The 18,325-nt window shown below is 56.0% G+C and carries 9 protein-coding genes, 1 tRNA gene and 3 rRNA genes; 3 read left to right on the top strand and 10 right to left on the bottom strand.

The genetic code is table 11. From position 1 onward, the window contains the following. Positions 1–2: 2 nt before the first annotated feature. The 4 genes from aceK to metA all read right to left on the bottom strand — a co-directional run bounded on the left by aceK (position 3) and on the right by metA (position 6,065). Positions 3–1,787: a bifunctional isocitrate dehydrogenase kinase/phosphatase gene (aceK, locus tag SPE70_RS01015; protein ID WP_012969170.1), complete on the bottom strand. Its 1,785-nt coding sequence runs from the start codon at positions 1,785–1,787 to the stop codon at positions 3–5. Positions 1,788–1,889: 102 nt separating this feature from the next. Continuing rightward, entirely contained in the window at positions 1,890–3,194 is a 1,305-nt protein-coding gene (gene aceA / locus SPE70_RS01010; RefSeq protein WP_032701149.1) for an isocitrate lyase, read from the bottom strand. Between the two features lie 79 nt (positions 3,195–3,273). Next, entirely contained in the window at positions 3,274–4,875 is a 1,602-nt protein-coding gene (gene aceB / locus SPE70_RS01005; protein WP_008807330.1) for a malate synthase A, read from the bottom strand. 260 nt (positions 4,876–5,135) lie between these two features. Continuing rightward, entirely contained in the window at positions 5,136–6,065 is a 930-nt protein-coding gene (metA, locus tag SPE70_RS01000; protein ID WP_012969171.1) for a homoserine O-acetyltransferase MetA, read from the bottom strand. A 156-nt stretch (positions 6,066–6,221) separates the two neighbouring features. Here metA and SPE70_RS00995 point away from each other — a divergent pair, with 156 nt between their 5' ends. Beyond that, positions 6,222–6,677 carry an acetyltransferase gene (locus SPE70_RS00995; protein WP_012969172.1) on the top strand — a complete coding sequence of 152 codons (456 nt, stop codon included), beginning with the start codon at positions 6,222–6,224 and terminating at the stop codon, positions 6,675–6,677. 239 nt (positions 6,678–6,916) lie between these two features. Here SPE70_RS00995 and rrf read toward each other — a convergent pair. From rrf to SPE70_RS00975, 4 genes are all read right to left on the bottom strand, one after another. Then, positions 6,917–7,032, bottom strand: a 5S ribosomal RNA gene (gene rrf, locus SPE70_RS00990). A gap of 96 nt (positions 7,033–7,128) precedes the next feature. Continuing rightward, positions 7,129–10,032 (bottom strand): 23S ribosomal RNA (locus SPE70_RS00985). A gap of 190 nt (positions 10,033–10,222) precedes the next feature. Continuing rightward, positions 10,223–10,298: transfer RNA gene (locus tag SPE70_RS00980), tRNA-Glu, on the bottom strand. An 85-nt stretch (positions 10,299–10,383) separates the two neighbouring features. After that, a 16S ribosomal RNA gene (locus SPE70_RS00975) occupies positions 10,384–11,923 on the bottom strand. Together the 16S, 23S and 5S rRNA genes with 1 tRNA gene alongside form the textbook arrangement of a ribosomal RNA operon. A 627-nt stretch (positions 11,924–12,550) precedes the next feature. Between SPE70_RS00975 and purH the strand changes: the two genes are divergently transcribed. Together purH and purD are read left to right on the top strand one after the other, a co-directional pair. Further along, positions 12,551–14,140 carry a bifunctional phosphoribosylaminoimidazolecarboxamide formyltransferase/IMP cyclohydrolase gene (purH, locus tag SPE70_RS00970; RefSeq protein ID WP_022064764.1) on the top strand — a complete coding sequence of 530 codons (1,590 nt, stop codon included), beginning with the start codon at positions 12,551–12,553 and terminating at the stop codon, positions 14,138–14,140. A 15-nt stretch (positions 14,141–14,155) separates the two neighbouring features. Beyond that, positions 14,156–15,451, top strand: a complete 1,296-nt coding sequence (gene purD / locus SPE70_RS00965) for a phosphoribosylamine--glycine ligase (protein WP_040971032.1) — start codon at positions 14,156–14,158, stop codon at positions 15,449–15,451. Here the strand turns inward: purD and zraR are convergent. Further along, the gene (gene zraR, locus SPE70_RS00960; protein WP_016160093.1) at positions 15,441–16,772 is read right to left on the bottom strand and encodes a sigma-54-dependent response regulator transcription factor ZraR; all 1,332 of its coding nucleotides are present in this window, start codon (positions 16,770–16,772) and stop codon (positions 15,441–15,443) included. The two genes, purD and zraR, sit on opposite strands and share 11 nt — an antisense overlap. After that, positions 16,759–18,153 (bottom strand): two-component system sensor histidine kinase ZraS, encoded by a 1,395-nt coding sequence (zraS, locus tag SPE70_RS00955; RefSeq protein WP_032734024.1) that lies wholly within the window; start codon positions 18,151–18,153, stop codon positions 16,759–16,761. Before zraS ends, zraR begins: the two co-directional genes overlap by 14 nt. Between the last annotated feature and the right edge of the window lie 172 nt (positions 18,154–18,325).

Here is an 18,325-nt window from a genome sequence, read left to right as displayed (position 1 = left end):
CATCAGGCAGATCGGCGCACCCTGCCGGATGGCGGCGTAAACACCTTATCCGGCCTACTGTCAGCGCCATAGCGCACGCTAAAACGCTGCTTGCGCCGGTAGGCGTAAACATCTTCCACATGGCCGTTTTTAATCCGCGTCTGCAGCTCGCGCCAGTAGTCCGCGCGCAGCAGGTCGGCATGCATCTCCTCAAACAGCGGCCCAACGCGCGGGTCGGCGCACAGCCAGTGGCGGAACTCCTCCGGAAACACATCCCCCGGCGAAACGCTGTACCACGGCTCGCTGGCCAGCTCATCTTCCGGATAGCGCGGCGGCGGGATCTGGCGGAAATTTACCTCTGTCATATAGCAAATTTCGTCATAGTCGTAGAACACCACCCGGCCGTGGCGGGTGACGCCGAAGTTTTTAAACAGCATATCGCCGGGAAAGATGTTGGCGGCGGCCAGCTGGCGGATAGCATTGCCATACTCTTCTACCGCATCACGCAATGCCTGGCCGTTAACCTGCTCCAGCCACAGGTTGAGCGGCACCATTCGCCGTTCAATATAGAGATGACTGATGACGATGCGGTCGCCGAGATCGGTGAGTTTGTTCCCCGCTTCCGCCTGCAACAGCGCCAGCAGCGCCGGCGCGATTTGCCGTTTATCCAGCACGAAATTTTCAAACTCCTGGGTATCCGCCATCCGCCCGACGCGGTCGTGTTCCTTTACCAGCTGATAGCAGGCGCGCACGTGGGCGGCGGTCACCTCTTTCTGCGGCGCGAAGCGGTCTTTGATCACCTTAAACACCCGGTCAAACCCCGGCAGGGTAAACACCAGCATCACCATCCCGCGAATGCCCGGCGCTTCAATAAACTGCTCATCGCAGCGAGTAATGTAGTGTAGATATTCGCGATAGCTTTCGGTTTTGGCGTGCTTCTGACAGCCAATCGCCATGTACAGCTCGGCCGTCGTTTTGCCCGGCAGGATCTCACGCAGCCATTCCACCAGAGCGCCGGGCAACGGCGCATAAACCATAAAATAGGAACGCGCGAAGCCAAAAACGATGCTTGCTTCGGCATGGGTGGTCAGGCAGGTGTCAACAAACAACTCACCCTCATCGCTGCGGTGGATCGGCAGCAAAAAAGGCAGCGTCGCCATCGGCATGACCAGTTTGCCCACCAGCCAGGCGGCTTTATTCCGGTAGAACAGCTCATTGGCGACCTGCAGATGACAGGTGGCGAGCAGTTCCTCCCCCAGCGCCTCCTGCAGACTGGCAATGATATAGCCGATATCCCGCGCTTTGTTCTGCCACGGCAGCCGCAACGGCAAATCGGACAGTACTTTGCCCAGCAGGTGGGACCAGCCGCGTTCCGGAAAGAAATCTTTCGCCAGCGGTCGCGGTAGGGTGCGAAAGGGACGCTCGGGCTGCGAACTGAAAATAAAGAGCCGCTCGGGGGTCAGCGAGCGGTGGTCAAACAGTCGGCAGTAGACCGAATTGAAAAAGCTCTCGGCAATTTCAAAGCGAGGGTAATCCGGCAACAGTTGGGTGTACTGCTGTTTCACCCGCAGAAGAAAATCGACGTCGGTACTTTTCCCTTCGGTAATGCAGCGCAGCTGCTCTACCACCAGGCCAACGTGGTGATCGTAGAGATGGATACGCTGCTTCATCGCCTGCTGTACGGCGTGCCAGTCAGCCTGTTCAAAGCGCTGCTGCGCGCCGGAGGTCACCTCCAGGAAACGCCCGTACTGGGCGTCGAATCCCTGTAAAATGGTTTGGGCAATCAGTAGTTCCAGGCCACGCGTCATCGCTTTCCCCCATCCGGCACCACGTCATGCCGGATGGCGCGCTCGCTTATCCGGCCTGCATCCCTTCCCAGGCCCGGTCAGCGTCGCGCCGCCGGGCATGGCTCAAAACTGATCTTCTTCGGTCGAGCCGGTCAGCGCCGTCACCGATGAGGCGCCGCCCTGGATAATGGTAGTGACTTTGTCGAAGTAGCCAGTGCCCACCTCCTGCTGGTGCGAGACGAAGCTATAGCCTTCCGGCGCGGCAGCGAATTCCGGCTGCTGCACTTTCTCAACATAGTGGCGCATCCCCTCACCCTGAGCGTAGGCATGGGCGAGGTCGAACATGTTGAACCACATGCTGTGGATCCCGGCGAGGGTAATAAACTGGTATTTGTATCCCATGTCCGACAGCTGCTGCTGGAAGCTGGCGATGGTTTTATCGTCGAGATTTTTCTTCCAGTTAAACGACGGTGAGCAGTTATAGGCCAGCAATTTGCCCGGGAAACGCGCATGGATAGCCTCAGCAAAGCGGCGCGCCTGCTCAAGATCCGGTTTCGACGTTTCGCACCACACCAGATCCGCGTACGGCGCATAAGCCAGCCCGCGACTGATCGCCTGCTCGATCCCGGCGTGGGTGCGGAAGAACCCTTCGCTGGTGCGATCCCCGGTAATAAACTCACGATCGTACGGATCGCAGTCAGAGGTAATTAAATCGGCCGCATCGGCATCGGTACGGGCGATCACCAGCGTCGGGACCCCCATCACGTCGGCTGCCAGACGCGCCGCCACCAGCTTCTGAATCGCCTCCTGGGTCGGGACCAGCACTTTACCGCCCATATGACCGCACTTCTTCACTGACGCCAGCTGATCTTCGAAGTGAACCGCCGCTGCACCGGCTTCAATCATCGATTTCATCAGCTCAAAGGCGTTAAGGACGCCGCCAAAACCGGCCTCCGCATCCGCCACGATCGGCAGGAAGTAGTCGATATAACGCGGATCGTTCGGTTCAATCCCGACCGACCACTGGATCTGATCGGCACGACGGAAAGTGTTGTTGATCCGATCCACCACCGCCGGTACCGAGTTGGCCGGATACAGCGATTGATCCGGATACATGCTGGACGCCAGGTTAGCATCCGCCGCCACCTGCCAGCCGGAGAGATAAATGGCTTCGATACCCGCCTTCGCCTGCTGCAAGGCCTGGCCGCCGGTCAGCGCGCCGAGACTGTTGACGTACCCTTTTTTCGCCTCACCGTGCAGCAGACGCCACATTTTCGCCGCGCCAAGCTGCGCCAGCGTGCATTCCGGATTCACCGAGCCGCGTAACTTCACCACCTCTTCCGCGCTGTACGGGCGGGTAATGCCTTCCCAGCGCGGGTTCGTCCACTCTTTATTTAATTCTTCGATTTGTTGGGTACGGGTTTTCATGTGCAGATGCTCCATATAATTTCCTGGCTCCCCAGGCGCATTGGTGAAGGACTAAATGGCGAACCACACCATCTGGCGATCAGGCCAGCAGGCGGTAGCCCGGTAATGTCAGAAAATCAATTAGCTCGTCGGAGGTGGTGATCTGCTCCATCAGTCGCGCCGCATCGTCAAAGCGGCCGTGGCTGAAACGGTGCTCTCCCAGCTCCTCCTGAATCACCATCAGCTCTTCCGCCAGCCACTGGCGGAACAGCGCCTTCGTGACCGGGGTGCCGTCGTTCAGGGTTTTCTGATGATGGATCCACTGCCAGATAGAGGTGCGCGAGATCTCGGCCGTCGCGGCGTCTTCCATCAGGCCATAAATCGGGACGCAACCGTTGCCGGAGATCCAGGCTTCGATGTACTGCACCGCCACGCGAATGTTGGCGCGCATCCCGGCTTCCGTGCGCTCGCCCTCGCAGGGGGCCAGCAGCTGTTCGGCGGTAATTGGCGCATCCGCGCTCCGGGTGACCGAGAGCTGATTCGGCTTATCGCCCAGTACGCGGTTAAACACCGCCATAGCGGTATCCGCCAGCCCCGGGTGGGCGATCCAGGTGCCATCGTGACCGTTGTTCGCCTCCAGCTCTTTATCGGCGGTGACTTTGCTCAGCACCTGACGGTTGCGTTCGGCATCTTTGCTCGGGATAAACGCCGCCATGCCGCCCATCGCAAACGCACCGCGTTTGTGGCAGGTCTTAATCAACAACCGTGAGTAGGCGCTGAGGAACGGTTTATCCATCGTCACCACCTGACGGTCAGGCAACACGCGGTCCGGATGGTTTTTCAGCGTTTTGATATAGCTGAAGATGTAGTCCCAACGGCCGCAGTTCAGGCCAACAATATGGTCGCGCAGCGCATGCAGGATCTCATCCATCTGGAACACCGCTGGCAGCGTCTCAATCAGCAGCGTGGCCTTGATGGTGCCGCGCGGCAGGTCAAAGCGATCTTCCGTAAAGCTAAAGACATCGTTCCACCATGCCGCCTCCTGCCAGGCCTGGGTTTTTGGCAGATAGAAGTAGGGACCGCTCCCCTTCGCCAGCAGCGCCTGGTAGTTATGAAAAAAATAGAGCGCAAAATCGAACAGACTGCCGGGGATGGCCTCATTACGCCAGGTGACGTGCTTTTCCGGCAGGTGCAGGCCGCGCACACGGCATACCAGCACAGCGGGATTGGGCTGCAGCTGGTAGATTTTGCCGGCCTCGTTGGTGTAGCTGATGGTCCCGTTCACGGCATCACGCAGGTTAATTTGGCCATCAATGACTTTACGCCAGTCAGGCGCCAGCGAATCCTCAAAGTCCGCCATAAAGACTTTGACGTTGGCATTCATCGCGTTAATGACCATTTTGCGTTCAACGGGACCGGTGATTTCAACACGGCGATCCTGCAAATCCGCCGGGATACCGCGGATGGTCCAGTTTCCATTTCTAATGGAAGCGGTTTCCGAAATAAAGTCAGGAAGTACACCTTGATCAATGGCCTGCTGCTGCTGCTGACGCGCGGCCAGTAGCTTATTACGCGCCGGCGCAAAGCGGCTCACCAGTTCCGTCAGAAATTCTACCGCCTCAGGCGTTAAGATCTGCTTCTCCTGCTCGCCATAGGGCTGACTAAAGGCCAGTTCATCGGTGATTGTCGCCTGCTGCGTCATTGTGCTGTTCCTCTTGGTTGATCCGCTGGAAGCGAGCGAGAGATCGTTGTGTAGTTTTCGCTCAGCACAATTAAGACTACTCAATTAATTTTCAAAATCAAAAACAATTTCCATTTTAATTTTAAAATAGCTTTAACACATTGATAACAATGGAATTAAAGTTATCATCGAGCATGAAGTGAATTTCGGAAATAAAAAAGGCACCCGAAGGTGCCAGAGGCAAAGTGCTGAAACGCTTTAGGATCGTTTCGTGTAGAGTATTACTCCAGTGTAGGATTCATATGGCGCAGATCGTATGGTGTAATCTGGTAGACATAATAGTTAAGCCAGTTAGCAAACAGCAGATTGCCGTGGCTCCGCCAGGTGGCGCGCGGTTTGTTCTGCGGGTCGTTTTGCGGAAAATAGTTGTAAGGAACCTCTGGATTCAAACCGGCTTCCACATCGCGGAAATATTCGCTTGCCAGGGTATTGGCATCGTACTCCGGGTGGCCAGTAACAAAGGCGATCCGCTTATCTTTACTGGCAAACAAATACGCATCGCCCTCTTCCGTCTCCGCGAGGATCTCGAGATCGGTGTAATCGCGGATAAGTCCCGCCGGAAAATCAGCATAGCGTGAGTGCGGGGCCAGAAAAGAGTCGTCGAAACCGCGGGTCAGTAAGGCGTGTGGATGCAGAATATGGTGTTCATAAACGCCGGAAATCTTTTCGGCGCGGGTCTGCTTGGGAATGCCGTACAGAATATTCAGCGCGGCCTGAACCGCCCAACAGACGAACAGCGTGGAGGTGACGTGATCCTTCGCCCACTCCAGCACCTGTTTGATCTGTGGCCAGTAAGCAACATCGTTAAACTCAACCAGGCCTAAGGGGGCACCGGTGACAATCAGGCCATCAAAGTTCTGATCGCAGATCTCATCGAAATTGCAGTAAAAGTTATTCAGATGCTCCGTCGGCGTATTACGCGACTCACGCGCATCAATACGCAACAACTGGATGTCCACCTGCAGCGGAGAGTTCGATAGCAGACGCAGGAACTGATTTTCCGTCTCGATTTTCTTCGGCATCAGGTTGAGGATTAACACCTTCAGGGGGCGAATTTCCTGAGTCGTTGCACGTGTTGTCGTCATCACAAAGACGTTTTCATTGCGCAAGAAACTGACGGCTGGTAGCTCGTCCTGCACCCGAATTGGCATAACTGTATTACCTCATAGCATACGTATAAACGTTTAGACATCCAGATAGCTGAAGATAACCAGGAATCGGGTGAATGTCGAGTCTGCATGTTCACGGTGAGAAAATTTCACGGCGCGCATTGAGTTAGAATATAAGAATGAAGAAAAGGAGAAACTATGGTTATTAGCATCCGCCGTTCCCGGCCAGATGAAGGGGATAAACTGATTGCGATATGGTGTCGGTCGGTCGACGCCACGCACGATTTTCTGTCAAAAGCGTATCGAAAGGAGCTGGAGGAGATGGTACGCGCATTTTTACCGGAGGCTCCGCTGTGGGTGGCGGCTAACACCCAGGACCAGCCGATCGCCTTTATGCTGCTTACCGGAGAGCATATGGATGCGCTGTTCGTCGATCCGGATGTCCGCGGCTGCGGCGTGGGGAAATTGCTGATTGAGCATGCCCTGTCGTTAACGCCAAAGCTGACGACGAATGTGAATGAGCAGAATGAACAAGCGGTCGGGTTTTATCAGAGGATGGGTTTTAACGTAACAGGGCGTACTGAGACGGACGATCTGGGGCAACCGTATCCGTTATTGAATTTGATACATGAGCAGCAGGCTGAAGCAGATTAAGATTGACGTCGCAACTGCTGACCCTTAGGCAGGGACCTCCCCGGAGGCGGTGCTGCGCACCTTGTCCGGGCTACAGGTCGTGCAGGGCGGGTGCGAATCCGTAGCCCCGGTAAGCGCAGCGCCACCGGGGAGATATACCCCACACAGCAAAAAACCCCGCACCTTTCGGGACGGGGTTCTTGTTAAAACGCAAAAACAAAAGGCCCAGTCTTTCGACTGAGCCTTTCGTTTTATTTGATGCCTGGCAGTTCCCTACTCTCACATGGGGAGACCCCACACTACCATCGGCGCTACGGCGTTTCACTTCTGAGTTCGGCATGGGGTCAGGTGGGACCACCGCGCTATCGCCGCCAGGCAAATTCTGTTTTTCAACACGTCCTGCGGACGCATCGAGTAATCTGTATCAGAGCTGAAAATTCTCTCAAATCCGCCAAAACAGCTTCGGCGTTGTAAGGTTAAGCCTCACGGTTCATTAGTACCGGTTAGCTCAACGCATCGCTGCGCTTACACACCCGGCCTATCAACGTCGTCGTCTTCAACGTTCCTTCAGGAGACTTAAAGTCTCAGGGAGAACTCATCTCGGGGCAAGTTTCGTGCTTAGATGCTTTCAGCACTTATCTCTTCCGCATTTAGCTACCGGGCAGTGCCATTGGCATGACAACCCGAACACCAGTGATGCGTCCACTCCGGTCCTCTCGTACTAGGAGCAGCCCCCCTCAATTCTCCAGCGCCCACGGCAGATAGGGACCGAACTGTCTCACGACGTTCTAAACCCAGCTCGCGTACCACTTTAAATGGCGAACAGCCATACCCTTGGGACCTACTTCAGCCCCAGGATGTGATGAGCCGACATCGAGGTGCCAAACACCGCCGTCGATATGAACTCTTGGGCGGTATCAGCCTGTTATCCCCGGAGTACCTTTTATCCGTTGAGCGATGGCCCTTCCATTCAGAACCACCGGATCACTATGACCTGCTTTCGCACCTGCTCGCGCCGTCACGCTCGCAGTCAAGCTAGCTTATGCCATTGCACTAACCTCCTGATGTCCGACCAGGATTAGCTAACCTTCGTGCTCCTCCGTTACTCTTTGGGAGGAGACCGCCCCAGTCAAACTACCCACCAGACACTGTCCGCAACCCCGGTCAGGGGCCTACGTTAGAACATCAAACATTAAAGGGTGGTATTTCAAGGTTGGCTCCACGCAGACTGGCGTCCACGCTTCAAAGCCTCCCACCTATCCTACACATCAAGGCTCAATGTTCAGTGTCAAGCTATAGTAAAGGTTCACGGGGTCTTTCCGTCTTGCCGCGGGTACACTGCATCTTCACAGCGAGTTCAATTTCACTGAGTCTCGGGTGGAGACAGCCTGGCCATCATTACGCCATTCGTGCAGGTCGGAACTTACCCGACAAGGAATTTCGCTACCTTAGGACCGTTATAGTTACGGCCGCCGTTTACCGGGGCTTCGATCAAGAGCTTCTCCTTACGGATAACCCCATCAATTAACCTTCCGGCACCGGGCAGGCGTCACACCGTATACGTCCACTTTCGTGTTTGCACAGTGCTGTGTTTTTAATAAACAGTTGCAGCCAGCTGGTATCTTCGACTGGTCTCAGCTCCGTCCGCAGGGACTTCACCTACACACCAGCGTGCCTTCTCCCGAAGTTACGGCACCATTTTGCCTAGTTCCTTCACCCGAGTTCTCTCAAGCGCCTTGGTATTCTCTACCTGACCACCTGTGTCGGTTTGGGGTACGATTTAATGTTACCTGATGCTTAGAGGCTTTTCCTGGAAGCAGGGCATTTGTTACTTCAGCACCGTAGTGCCTCGTCATCACACCTCAGCGTTAAAAGGTACCGGATTTACCTGGAACCTCCGCCTACATGCTTAAACCGGGACAACCGTCGCCCGGCTAACATAGCCTTCTCCGTCCCCCCTTCGCAGTAACACCAAGTACAGGAATATTAACCTGTTTCCCATCGACTACGCCTTTCGGCCTCGCCTTAGGGGTCGACTCACCCTGCCCCGATTAACGTTGGACAGGAACCCTTGGTCTTCCGGCGAGCGGGCTTTTCACCCGCTTTATCGTTACTTATGTCAGCATTCGCACTTCTGATACCTCCAGCAACCCTCACAGGCCACCTTCGCAGGCTTACAGAACGCTCCCCTACCCAACAACACATAGTGTCGCTGCCGCAGCTTCGGTGCATGGTTTAGCCCCGTTACATCTTCCGCGCAGGCCGACTCGACCAGTGAGCTATTACGCTTTCTTTAAATGATGGCTGCTTCTAAGCCAACATCCTGGCTGTCTGTGCCTTCCCACATCGTTTCCCACTTAACCATGACTTTGGGACCTTAGCTGGCGGTCTGGGTTGTTTCCCTCTTCACGACGGACGTTAGCACCCGCCGTGTGTCTCCCGTGATAACATTCTTCGGTATTCGTAGTTTGCATCGGGTTGGTAAGTCGGGATGACCCCCTAGCCGAAACAGTGCTCTACCCCCGAAGATGAGTTCACGAGGCGCTACCTAAATAGCTTTCGGGGAGAACCAGCTATCTCCCGGTTTGATTGGCCTTTCACCCCCAGCCACAAGTCATCCGCTAATTTTTCAACATTAGTCGGTTCGGTCCTCCAGTTAGTGTTACCCAACCTTCAACCTGCCCATGGCTAGATCACCGGGTTTCGGGTCTATACCCTGCAACTTAACGCCCAGTTAAGACTCGGTTTCCCTGCGGCTCCCCTATACGGTTAACCTTGCTACAGAATATAAGTCGCTGACCCATTATACAAAAGGTACGCAGTCACACCCGAAGGTGCTCCCACTGCTTGTACGTACACGGTTTCAGGTTCTTTTTCACTCCCCTCGCCGGGGTTCTTTTCGCCTTTCCCTCACGGTACTGGTTCACTATCGGTCAGTCAGGAGTATTTAGCCTTGGAGGATGGTCCCCCCATATTCAGACAGGATACCACGTGTCCCGCCCTACTCTTCGAGTTCACAACCTGTGTATTTTGGTGTACGGGACTATCACCCTGTACCGTCGGACTTTCCAGACCGTTCCACTAACACACAAGCTGATTCAGACTCTGGGCTGCTCCCCGTTCGCTCGCCGCTACTGGGGGAATCTCGGTTGATTTCTTTTCCTCGGGGTACTTAGATGTTTCAGTTCCCCCGGTTCGCCTCGTTAACCTATGTATTCAGTTAACGATAGTGCAACGAATTGCACTGGGTTTCCCCATTCGGACATCGCCGGCTGTAACGGTTCATATCACCTTACCGACGCTTTTCGCAGATTAGCACGTCCTTCATCGCCTCTGACTGCCAGGGCATCCACCGTGTACGCTTAGTCGCTTAACCTCACAACCCGAAGATGTTTCGTAAAACATCATCGTGTCGCGAAAATTTGAGAGACTCGAACACACTTAAACAGTGTGTCGTTTCAATTTTCAGCTTGATCCAGATTTTTAAAGAGCAAATATCTCAAACATCACCCGAAGATGAGTTTTGAGATACATCGGCACGCGTCTTTCACTCACGAACCAGCAAGTGGCGTCCCCTAGGGGATTCGAACCCCTGTTACCGCCGTGAAAGGGCGGTGTCCTGGGCCTCTAGACGAAGGGGACACTGAAGTCTCAATCGCAAGACGCCTTGCTTCTTTACTTTCATCAGACAATCTGTGTGGACACTACAAAGGCAGGTTCTTTAAGGTAAGGAGGTGATCCAACCGCAGGTTCCCCTACGGTTACCTTGTTACGACTTCACCCCAGTCATGAATCACAAAGTGGTAAGCGCCCTCCCGAAGGTTAAGCTACCTACTTCTTTTGCAACCCACTCCCATGGTGTGACGGGCGGTGTGTACAAGGCCCGGGAACGTATTCACCGTAGCATTCTGATCTACGATTACTAGCGATTCCGACTTCATGGAGTCGAGTTGCAGACTCCAATCCGGACTACGACATACTTTATGAGGTCCGCTTGCTCTCGCGAGGTCGCTTCTCTTTGTATATGCCATTGTAGCACGTGTGTAGCCCTGGTCGTAAGGGCCATGATGACTTGACGTCATCCCCACCTTCCTCCAGTTTATCACTGGCAGTCTCCTTTGAGTTCCCGGCCGAACCGCTGGCAACAAAGGATAAGGGTTGCGCTCGTTGCGGGACTTAACCCAACATTTCACAACACGAGCTGACGACAGCCATGCAGCACCTGTCTCACAGTTCCCGAAGGCACCAATCCATCTCTGGAAAGTTCTGTGGATGTCAAGACCAGGTAAGGTTCTTCGCGTTGCATCGAATTAAACCACATGCTCCACCGCTTGTGCGGGCCCCCGTCAATTCATTTGAGTTTTAACCTTGCGGCCGTACTCCCCAGGCGGTCGATTTAACGCGTTAGCTCCGGAAGCCACGCCTCAAGGGCACAACCTCCAAATCGACATCGTTTACAGCGTGGACTACCAGGGTATCTAATCCTGTTTGCTCCCCACGCTTTCGCACCTGAGCGTCAGTCTTTGTCCAGGGGGCCGCCTTCGCCACCGGTATTCCTCCAGATCTCTACGCATTTCACCGCTACACCTGGAATTCTACCCCCCTCTACAAGACTCTAGCCTGCCAGTTTCGAATGCAGTTCCCAGGTTGAGCCCGGGGATTTCACATCCGACTTGACAGACCGCCTGCGTGCGCTTTACGCCCAGTAATTCCGATTAACGCTTGCACCCTCCGTATTACCGCGGCTGCTGGCACGGAGTTAGCCGGTGCTTCTTCTGCGGGTAACGTCAATCGATGAGGTTATTAACCTCACCGCCTTCCTCCCCGCTGAAAGTGCTTTACAACCCGAAGGCCTTCTTCACACACGCGGCATGGCTGCATCAGGCTTGCGCCCATTGTGCAATATTCCCCACTGCTGCCTCCCGTAGGAGTCTGGACCGTGTCTCAGTTCCAGTGTGGCTGGTCATCCTCTCAGACCAGCTAGGGATCGTCGCCTAGGTGAGCCGTTACCCCACCTACCAGCTAATCCCATCTGGGCACATCTGATGGCATGAGGCCCGAAGGTCCCCCACTTTGGTCTTGCGACGTTATGCGGTATTAGCTACCGTTTCCAGTAGTTATCCCCCTCCATCAGGCAGTTTCCCAGACATTACTCACCCGTCCGCCGCTCGTCACCCGAGAGCAAGCTCTCTGTGCTACCGCTCGACTTGCATGTGTTAGGCCTGCCGCCAGCGTTCAATCTGAGCCATGATCAAACTCTTCAATTTAAGTTTGATGCTCGTGAATTAAACTTCGTAATGAATTACGCATGTTCACTCAGAGACTTGGTATTCATTTTTCGTCCGAGGACGTTAAGAATCCATGTCACTTTGAGTGCCCACACAGATTGTCTGATAAATTGTTAAAGAGCAGTTGCGACGCGCTTTAGCGCTCTGTCGCGAGGTGGCGTATATTACGCTTTCCTCTTTCAGAGTCAACCCTGAATTTCAGGATTTTTCTCTTCAACCGAACCGGCTGTTTGTGTGAAGTGATTCACATCTGCCGTGTCGATGGAGGCGTATTATAGGGAGTTCTCGAGCGCCTGCAATAGAAAAATGGCAGAAAAATGACTGATTGCTGCATTCCCCAGCAAAACCCCGCTTTATACCCTTTTACACACAGAATTATCCACAGAAGCGCGATGAAAGGGCGACAAAAGCCCGGTGGGTCAGCTTCTATATAAAGAAGAAACGGTGCCTGAAAGAGAAAGATAAAAATTCGCGAGCGTTGCGCAAACGTTTTCGTTACAATGCCGCGCTATGACACGGATGCCCGGTTGGGTGCGTTAGGTGAGTTTTTAGGCAAAAACTCACCTAACGCTCTCTGTAATGTTCAAATCCTGGGGATTTAATACCATGCAACAACGTCGTCCAGTCCGCCGCGCTCTGCTCAGTGTTTCTGACAAGGCCGGTATCGTCGAATTCGCGCAGGCGCTTTCCGCTCGTGGTGTCGAGCTGCTGTCCACCGGCGGCACCGCCCGCTTGCTGGCAGATAAAGGCCTGCCGGTTACCGAAGTCTCTGACTACACCGGTTTCCCGGAAATGATGGATGGACGCGTGAAGACCCTGCATCCGAAAGTACACGGCGGCATCCTCGGTCGTCGCGGTCAGGATGACGGTATCATGCAGCAGCACGGTATTGCGCCTATCGATATGGTGGTCGTTAACCTTTACCCGTTTGCCCAGACCGTCGCTCGTGAAGGATGCTCGCTGGAAGACGCGGTGGAAAACATTGATATCGGCGGCCCAACCATGGTGCGCTCCGCAGCGAAGAACCATAAAGACGTCGCTATCGTAGTGAAGAGCAGCGACTACGACGCCATCATTAATGAGATGGACGCCAACGAAGGCTCCCTGACGCTGAACACCCGCTTCGACCTCGCCATTAAAGCCTTCGAACACACCGCAGCTTACGACAGCATGATCGCTAACTACTTCGGCAGCATGGTTCCGGCCTATCACGGCGAAAGCAAAGAAGCCGCTGGCCGCTTCCCACGCACCCTGAATCTGAACTTCATTAAGAAGCAGGATATGCGCTACGGCGAAAACAGCCACCAGCAGGCTGCCTTCTATATAGAAGAGAATGTCAAAGAAGCTTCCGTGGCGACCGCCACTCAGCTGCAGGGCAAAGCGCTCTCCTATAACAACATTGCCGATACCGATGCGGCGCTGGAGTGCGTGAAAGAGTTCAATGAGCCAGCCTGCGTGATCGTTAAGCACGCTAACCCATGCGGCGTTGCCGTCAGCGACTCGATTCTCGACGCCTACGATCGCGCCTATAAAACTGACCCAACCTCCGCGTTCGGCGGCATCATCGCCTTTAACCGCGAGCTGGATGCAGAAACCGCGCAGGCGATCATCTCTCGCCAGTTCGTCGAAGTGATCATCGCGCCGTCCGCCAGCGAAGAAGCGCTGAAGATCACCGCCGCGAAACAGAACGTCCGCGTACTGGTCTGTGGCCAGTGGGATACTCGCGTTGCCGGCCTCGATTTCAAACGTGTCAATGGCGGCCTGCTGGTTCAGGACCGCGATCTCGGCATGGTCACCGCGGGCGAACTGCGCGTGGTCAGCAAACGTCAGCCGAGCGAGCAGGAACTGCGCGATGCGCTGTTCTGCTGGAAAGTGGCGAAATTCGTTAAATCCAACGCCATCGTCTATGCCAAAGACAACATGACCATCGGCATAGGCGCCGGTCAGATGAGCCGCGTCTACTCAGCGAAAATTGCCGGGATTAAAGCCGGTGACGAAGGTCTGGAAGTGAAAGGCTCCGCCATGGCCTCTGACGCCTTCTTCCCGTTCCGCGACGGCATTGATGCCGCAGCCGCAGTAGGCATCACCTGTGTGATCCAGCCGGGCGGCTCTATCCGCGACGAAGAAGTGATTGCCGCCGCGGACGAACATGGTATCGCCATGATCTTCACCGACATGCGCCACTTCCGCCATTAATTCACGGAGCAGCAGATGAAAGTATTAGTAATCGGCAACGGCGGGCGCGAACACGCGCTGGCCTGGAAAGCGGCCCAGTCGCCGCTGGTTGATACCGTCTATGTCGCGCCGGGCAACGCGGGTACCGCCCTGGAGCCGGCGCTGCAAAACGTCGCCATCGGCGTCACCGATATTCCGGCGCTGCTTCGCTTTGCGCAGGATGAGAACATCGATCTGACCATCGTTGGCCCGGAAGCGCCGCTGGTCATTGGCGTGGTTGACGCGTTTCGTGCCGCAGGGCTGACCATCTTTGGGCCAACCGAAGGCGCCGCGCAGCTGGAAGGCTCAAAAGCCTTCACCAAAGATTTCCTCGCCCGTCATCATATCCCGACGGCGGAATACCAGAACTTCACCGAGGTCGAGCCTGCGCTGGCTTATCTGCGGGAGAAAGGCGCGCCGATCGTCATCAAAGCCGACGGTCTGGCGGCAGGTAAAGGCGTTATCGTGGCGATGACCCTTGAGGAAGCCGAAGCGGCAGTCGAAGATATGCTGGCCGGCAACGCCTTTGGCGATGCTGGCCACCGTATCGTGATTGAAGAGTTCCTCGATGGCGAAGAGGCCAGCTTTATTGTGATGGTCGACGGCGAGCACGTCCTGCCGATGGCCACCAGCCAGGATCACAAACGCGTCGGCAACGGCGATACCGGCCCGAACACCGGTGGGATGGGCGCTTATTCTCCGGCGCCGGTCGTGACTGATGAAGTCCATCAGCGCACCATGGAGCGGATTATCTGGCCAACCGTGAAAGGCATGGCCGCTGAAGGCAATACCTATACCGGTTTTCTGTATGCCGGTCTGATGATCGACAAACAGGGTAACCCGAAGGTAATTGAGTTCAACTGCCGCTTTGGCGATCCGGAAACCCAGCCGATCATGCTGCGCATGAAGTCCGACCTGGTAGATCTGTGCCTCGCCGCCTGCGCGGGCAAACTGGACGAGAAAACCTCCGAGTGGGATGACCGCGCGTCGCTGGGTGTGGTGGTTGCCGCCGGCGGCTATCCGGGCAATTACAACACGGGTGATGAGATCTTCGGCCTGCCGCAGCAGGAAGCGGCAGATGGTAAAGTCTTCCATGCCGGCACCAAACTGGCAGACGACCAGCGCGTCGTCACCAACGGCGGGCGCGTGCTGTGCGTGACCGCGCTGGGTGAAACCGTGGCGCAGGCGCAGCAGCGCGCCTATCAACTGCTGACCGATATTCGCTGGGACGGCAGCTTTAGCCGTAACGATATCGGCTGGCGCGCCATCGAACGTGAAAAAGCTAACGGCTAAGTTTTGCCAGCAGCGTTTTCCGCGTAATGCCTAACTGACGGGCGGCTTCAGTTTTGTTGCCGCCCGTTTTTTCCAGCGCCGCCAGAATCACCTCTTTTTCAACTTCCACTAACGGCTGAATCAGCGCGTTCTCGCTACCACCCGACGGCAACGGCGTGCCCGCTATCGCCAGCGGCAGTTCTCGTTCGGAGATATAGTTTCCGGTCAGCAGCACCACCGCCCGCTCCACCGCGTTTTCCAGTTCACGGATATTACCCGGCCAGGGGTAGTGGATCAGCAGATCCATCGCCTGCGGCGTAAACCCCTGCACCGTTTTGCGATTGCGTTCGGCATAGCGCTTAAGAAAGTGTTGCGCCAGTAGAGGAATGTCTTCCCGGCGCTGACGCAGCGGCGGCATATCAATGGTCACGACGTTCAGGCGATAATAGAGATCCTGGCGAAAGCGCCCGGCGCTCACCTCCTCCGCCAGATTACGATGGGTAGCGGCAATCAGCCGCACATCAACGGCAAGCGTCTGGTTACTGCCAACGCGCTGCACCTCGCGTTCCTGAATCGCCCGCAGCAGACGCACCTGCATCAGCGGTGAGATATCACCAATTTCATCAAGGAACAGCGTGCCGCCATCCGCCTCGACAAAACGCCCTTCCCGCCGCCGATCCGCCCCGGTAAACGCCCCTTTTTCATGACCGAACAGCTCGGACTCCAGCAGCGACTCATTCAGCGCCGCGCAGTTTAGCGTCACCAGCGGCTTCTCGCGGCGTTCGCTGCAGGCGTGAATGGCGCGCGCCACCAGTTCTTTACCGGTTCCCGATTCGCCGCAGATCAGCACCGTCGCATCCGAGGGCGCCACCAGCGTAATATTGTTGATAAGCGCCTGCATTGCCGGGCTATCGCCAATCATTCCCCATCGTAATTCTGTCGCGCCGCTGAAATCGCCCTCGCTCTGCCGGGTGTGTGCCAGCGCCTGAACCAGCGTCTGCTGTAGGGTGTCAAAATCCAGCGGTTTGACCAGATAATCCAGCGCCCCGGACTTAATGGCCTCCACCGCCGTGCCGACGCTGGAAAACGCCGTCATGATCAGCACCGGTATCGCCGGGTTATAGGCTTTTATCTCTTTTAACGTCGCGATACCGTCCAGCTCCGCCATACGGATATCGCACAGCACCAGGTCGAAGACCTGGTGATGGATCTGCTCCAGCGCCTGCAGGCCGTTGTGAGCTAATGCCACCTGATAGCCCCAGCCGCGTAGCAGCGCCTGCAGGATCGTGCAGTGGCTGACGTCATCATCGACAACCAGAATCTGTACTTTATCGCTGCTCATCTTCCCTCCGTTGAGCCTCCACCGGTAACCAAAGCGTAAATATCGCTCCGGCCCCCGGCTGGCTTTCGGCGCGGATTGTCCCGCCATGTTGTTCGATAATATTCTGTACCACCGCCAGCCCCAGCCCCGTGCCGTCCGCCTTGGTGGTGAAATACGGTGTGAAGATGGCCTGCAGCTCTTCATCGCTCATCCCCTTACCGCTATCCGTGACGACGATTTTCACCCGCTGACGATCGGCTTCGCTTGCCGATACGTGAATGACGCCATCACGGCCAATCGCCTGCATCGCGTTCAGGTACAGGTTCAACAGCACCTGGTTCAGGCGGTCAGCATCGGCGTTGATCGTGGTTAACTCAGGGCGCGGAGTAAATTGCAGCGCGATCCCGCGACTCTGCGCATCCTGGCTTACCAGCTGCAATGAGTGCCGGATAAGCGCGTTGATATCCACCGGCTGGTAATTTAAATGCGCGGGCCGGACCAGCTCCAGCAGCTCGCTGACCACCCGGTTCAGGCGGTCGGCTTCTTTCGCCATCACCTGGGCTAATTGCTGCGCTTCGCCGCCTGGGGGAGTGCGTTCGGCAAAATACTTCGCCAGCCCTTTAATCGAAGAGAGCGGATTGCGGATCTCATGCGCGACACCCGCCGCCAGATGGCCAAGCGCCACCAGCTTTTCTTTGCGGGCCATCGCCTCCAGCAGCTGCTGGCGTGAGCGACGATAGCGGCGGAACCAGAACTGAGCGAGGATCGTCGCCGCGATGACCAGCGCCGCGGCACCCAGCATGATCATCATGTTACGCTGGCCGCGGGCCTGCGCCGCATCCAGCTCGCGGCTATCAAAGGCGATAAAAATCACCTGCGGGACAGTGGGCTGAGCCAGCGCGCTGTTGCCGCGATTCATCATCCCCATATGATGGCCGCGAGCAGGATTGAGCGGGCGGAACTGGCGATAGATCTCCAGCGCCGGCTGCGGTTCGCTAAGCCGGCGCCAGCGGGCCTGTTCGCTCACGTGGAGTTCGCGCATCTGCGCCGGACTGTACAGCGCGTTATCCACCTGTTGCGGATCGCTATGGGCGATGATTTTACCGTTTTCATCGGTCACCGCGAACCACAGCACTCCAGGCTGCCAGGCCATCTCTTCCAGCAGGGCCTGCAGCTGCGCATGATGCATACGCATCCCCATCCCGACGCGCGTGCCAGACTCCAGCGCGCGGATCAGCACGCTCCCCTTCTCCTTAATGGTTTGTCGGGCGGCGGTCGTCTCACGACCGTAGTCGCGGACGATCATTACGGAGAACAGCATGACCAACAGCACCATTGCGCCGGTCAGCAGCCAGCTCAGGGCGTCCGCAGCGGCGTGCCGGGAGAAAGGTTTGATCTTCATCGGTGAGTCCTTGTCATATCCTTTTTGCTTTCTGCAGGATCCTTCAGCAGAAATCATGCCATTTTCCCACGCCGTCAATCCTGTTCTCAAACATATCGCCTGCGGTTTAGCGAGTAAAAATGACCCGCCTGACCCGCCAGGAACGGGTCATTTTTACTCACCTTCCCCATCG

This window comes from Klebsiella sp. ZJOU C1 (assembly GCF_035620215.1).
In the GTDB taxonomy this organism is placed as follows: domain Bacteria; phylum Pseudomonadota; class Gammaproteobacteria; order Enterobacterales; family Enterobacteriaceae; genus Klebsiella; species Klebsiella variicola.
This window is presented reverse-complemented; position numbering and strand designations above follow the sequence as displayed.

Bases quoted from the DNA above. Each gene is read 5' to 3' on its own strand.
- purH (WP_022064764.1), top strand. From the start codon at position 12,551: ATGCAACAACGTCGTCCAGTCCGCCGCGCTCTGCTCAGTGTTTCTGAC.
- zraS (WP_032734024.1), bottom strand. From the start codon at position 18,153: ATGAAGATCAAACCTTTCTCCCGGCACGCCGCTGCGGACGCCCTGAGC.
- aceK (WP_012969170.1), bottom strand. From the start codon at position 1,787: ATGACGCGTGGCCTGGAACTACTGATTGCCCAAACCATTTTACAGGGA.
- zraR (WP_016160093.1), bottom strand. From the start codon at position 16,772: ATGAGCAGCGATAAAGTACAGATTCTGGTTGTCGATGATGACGTCAGC.
- purD (WP_040971032.1), top strand. From the start codon at position 14,156: ATGAAAGTATTAGTAATCGGCAACGGCGGGCGCGAACACGCGCTGGCC.
- aceB (WP_008807330.1), bottom strand. From the start codon at position 4,875: ATGACGCAGCAGGCGACAATCACCGATGAACTGGCCTTTAGTCAGCCC.
- SPE70_RS00995 (WP_012969172.1), top strand. From the start codon at position 6,222: ATGGTTATTAGCATCCGCCGTTCCCGGCCAGATGAAGGGGATAAACTG.
- metA (WP_012969171.1), bottom strand. From the start codon at position 6,065: ATGCCAATTCGGGTGCAGGACGAGCTACCAGCCGTCAGTTTCTTGCGC.
- aceA (WP_032701149.1), bottom strand. From the start codon at position 3,194: ATGAAAACCCGTACCCAACAAATCGAAGAATTAAATAAAGAGTGGACG.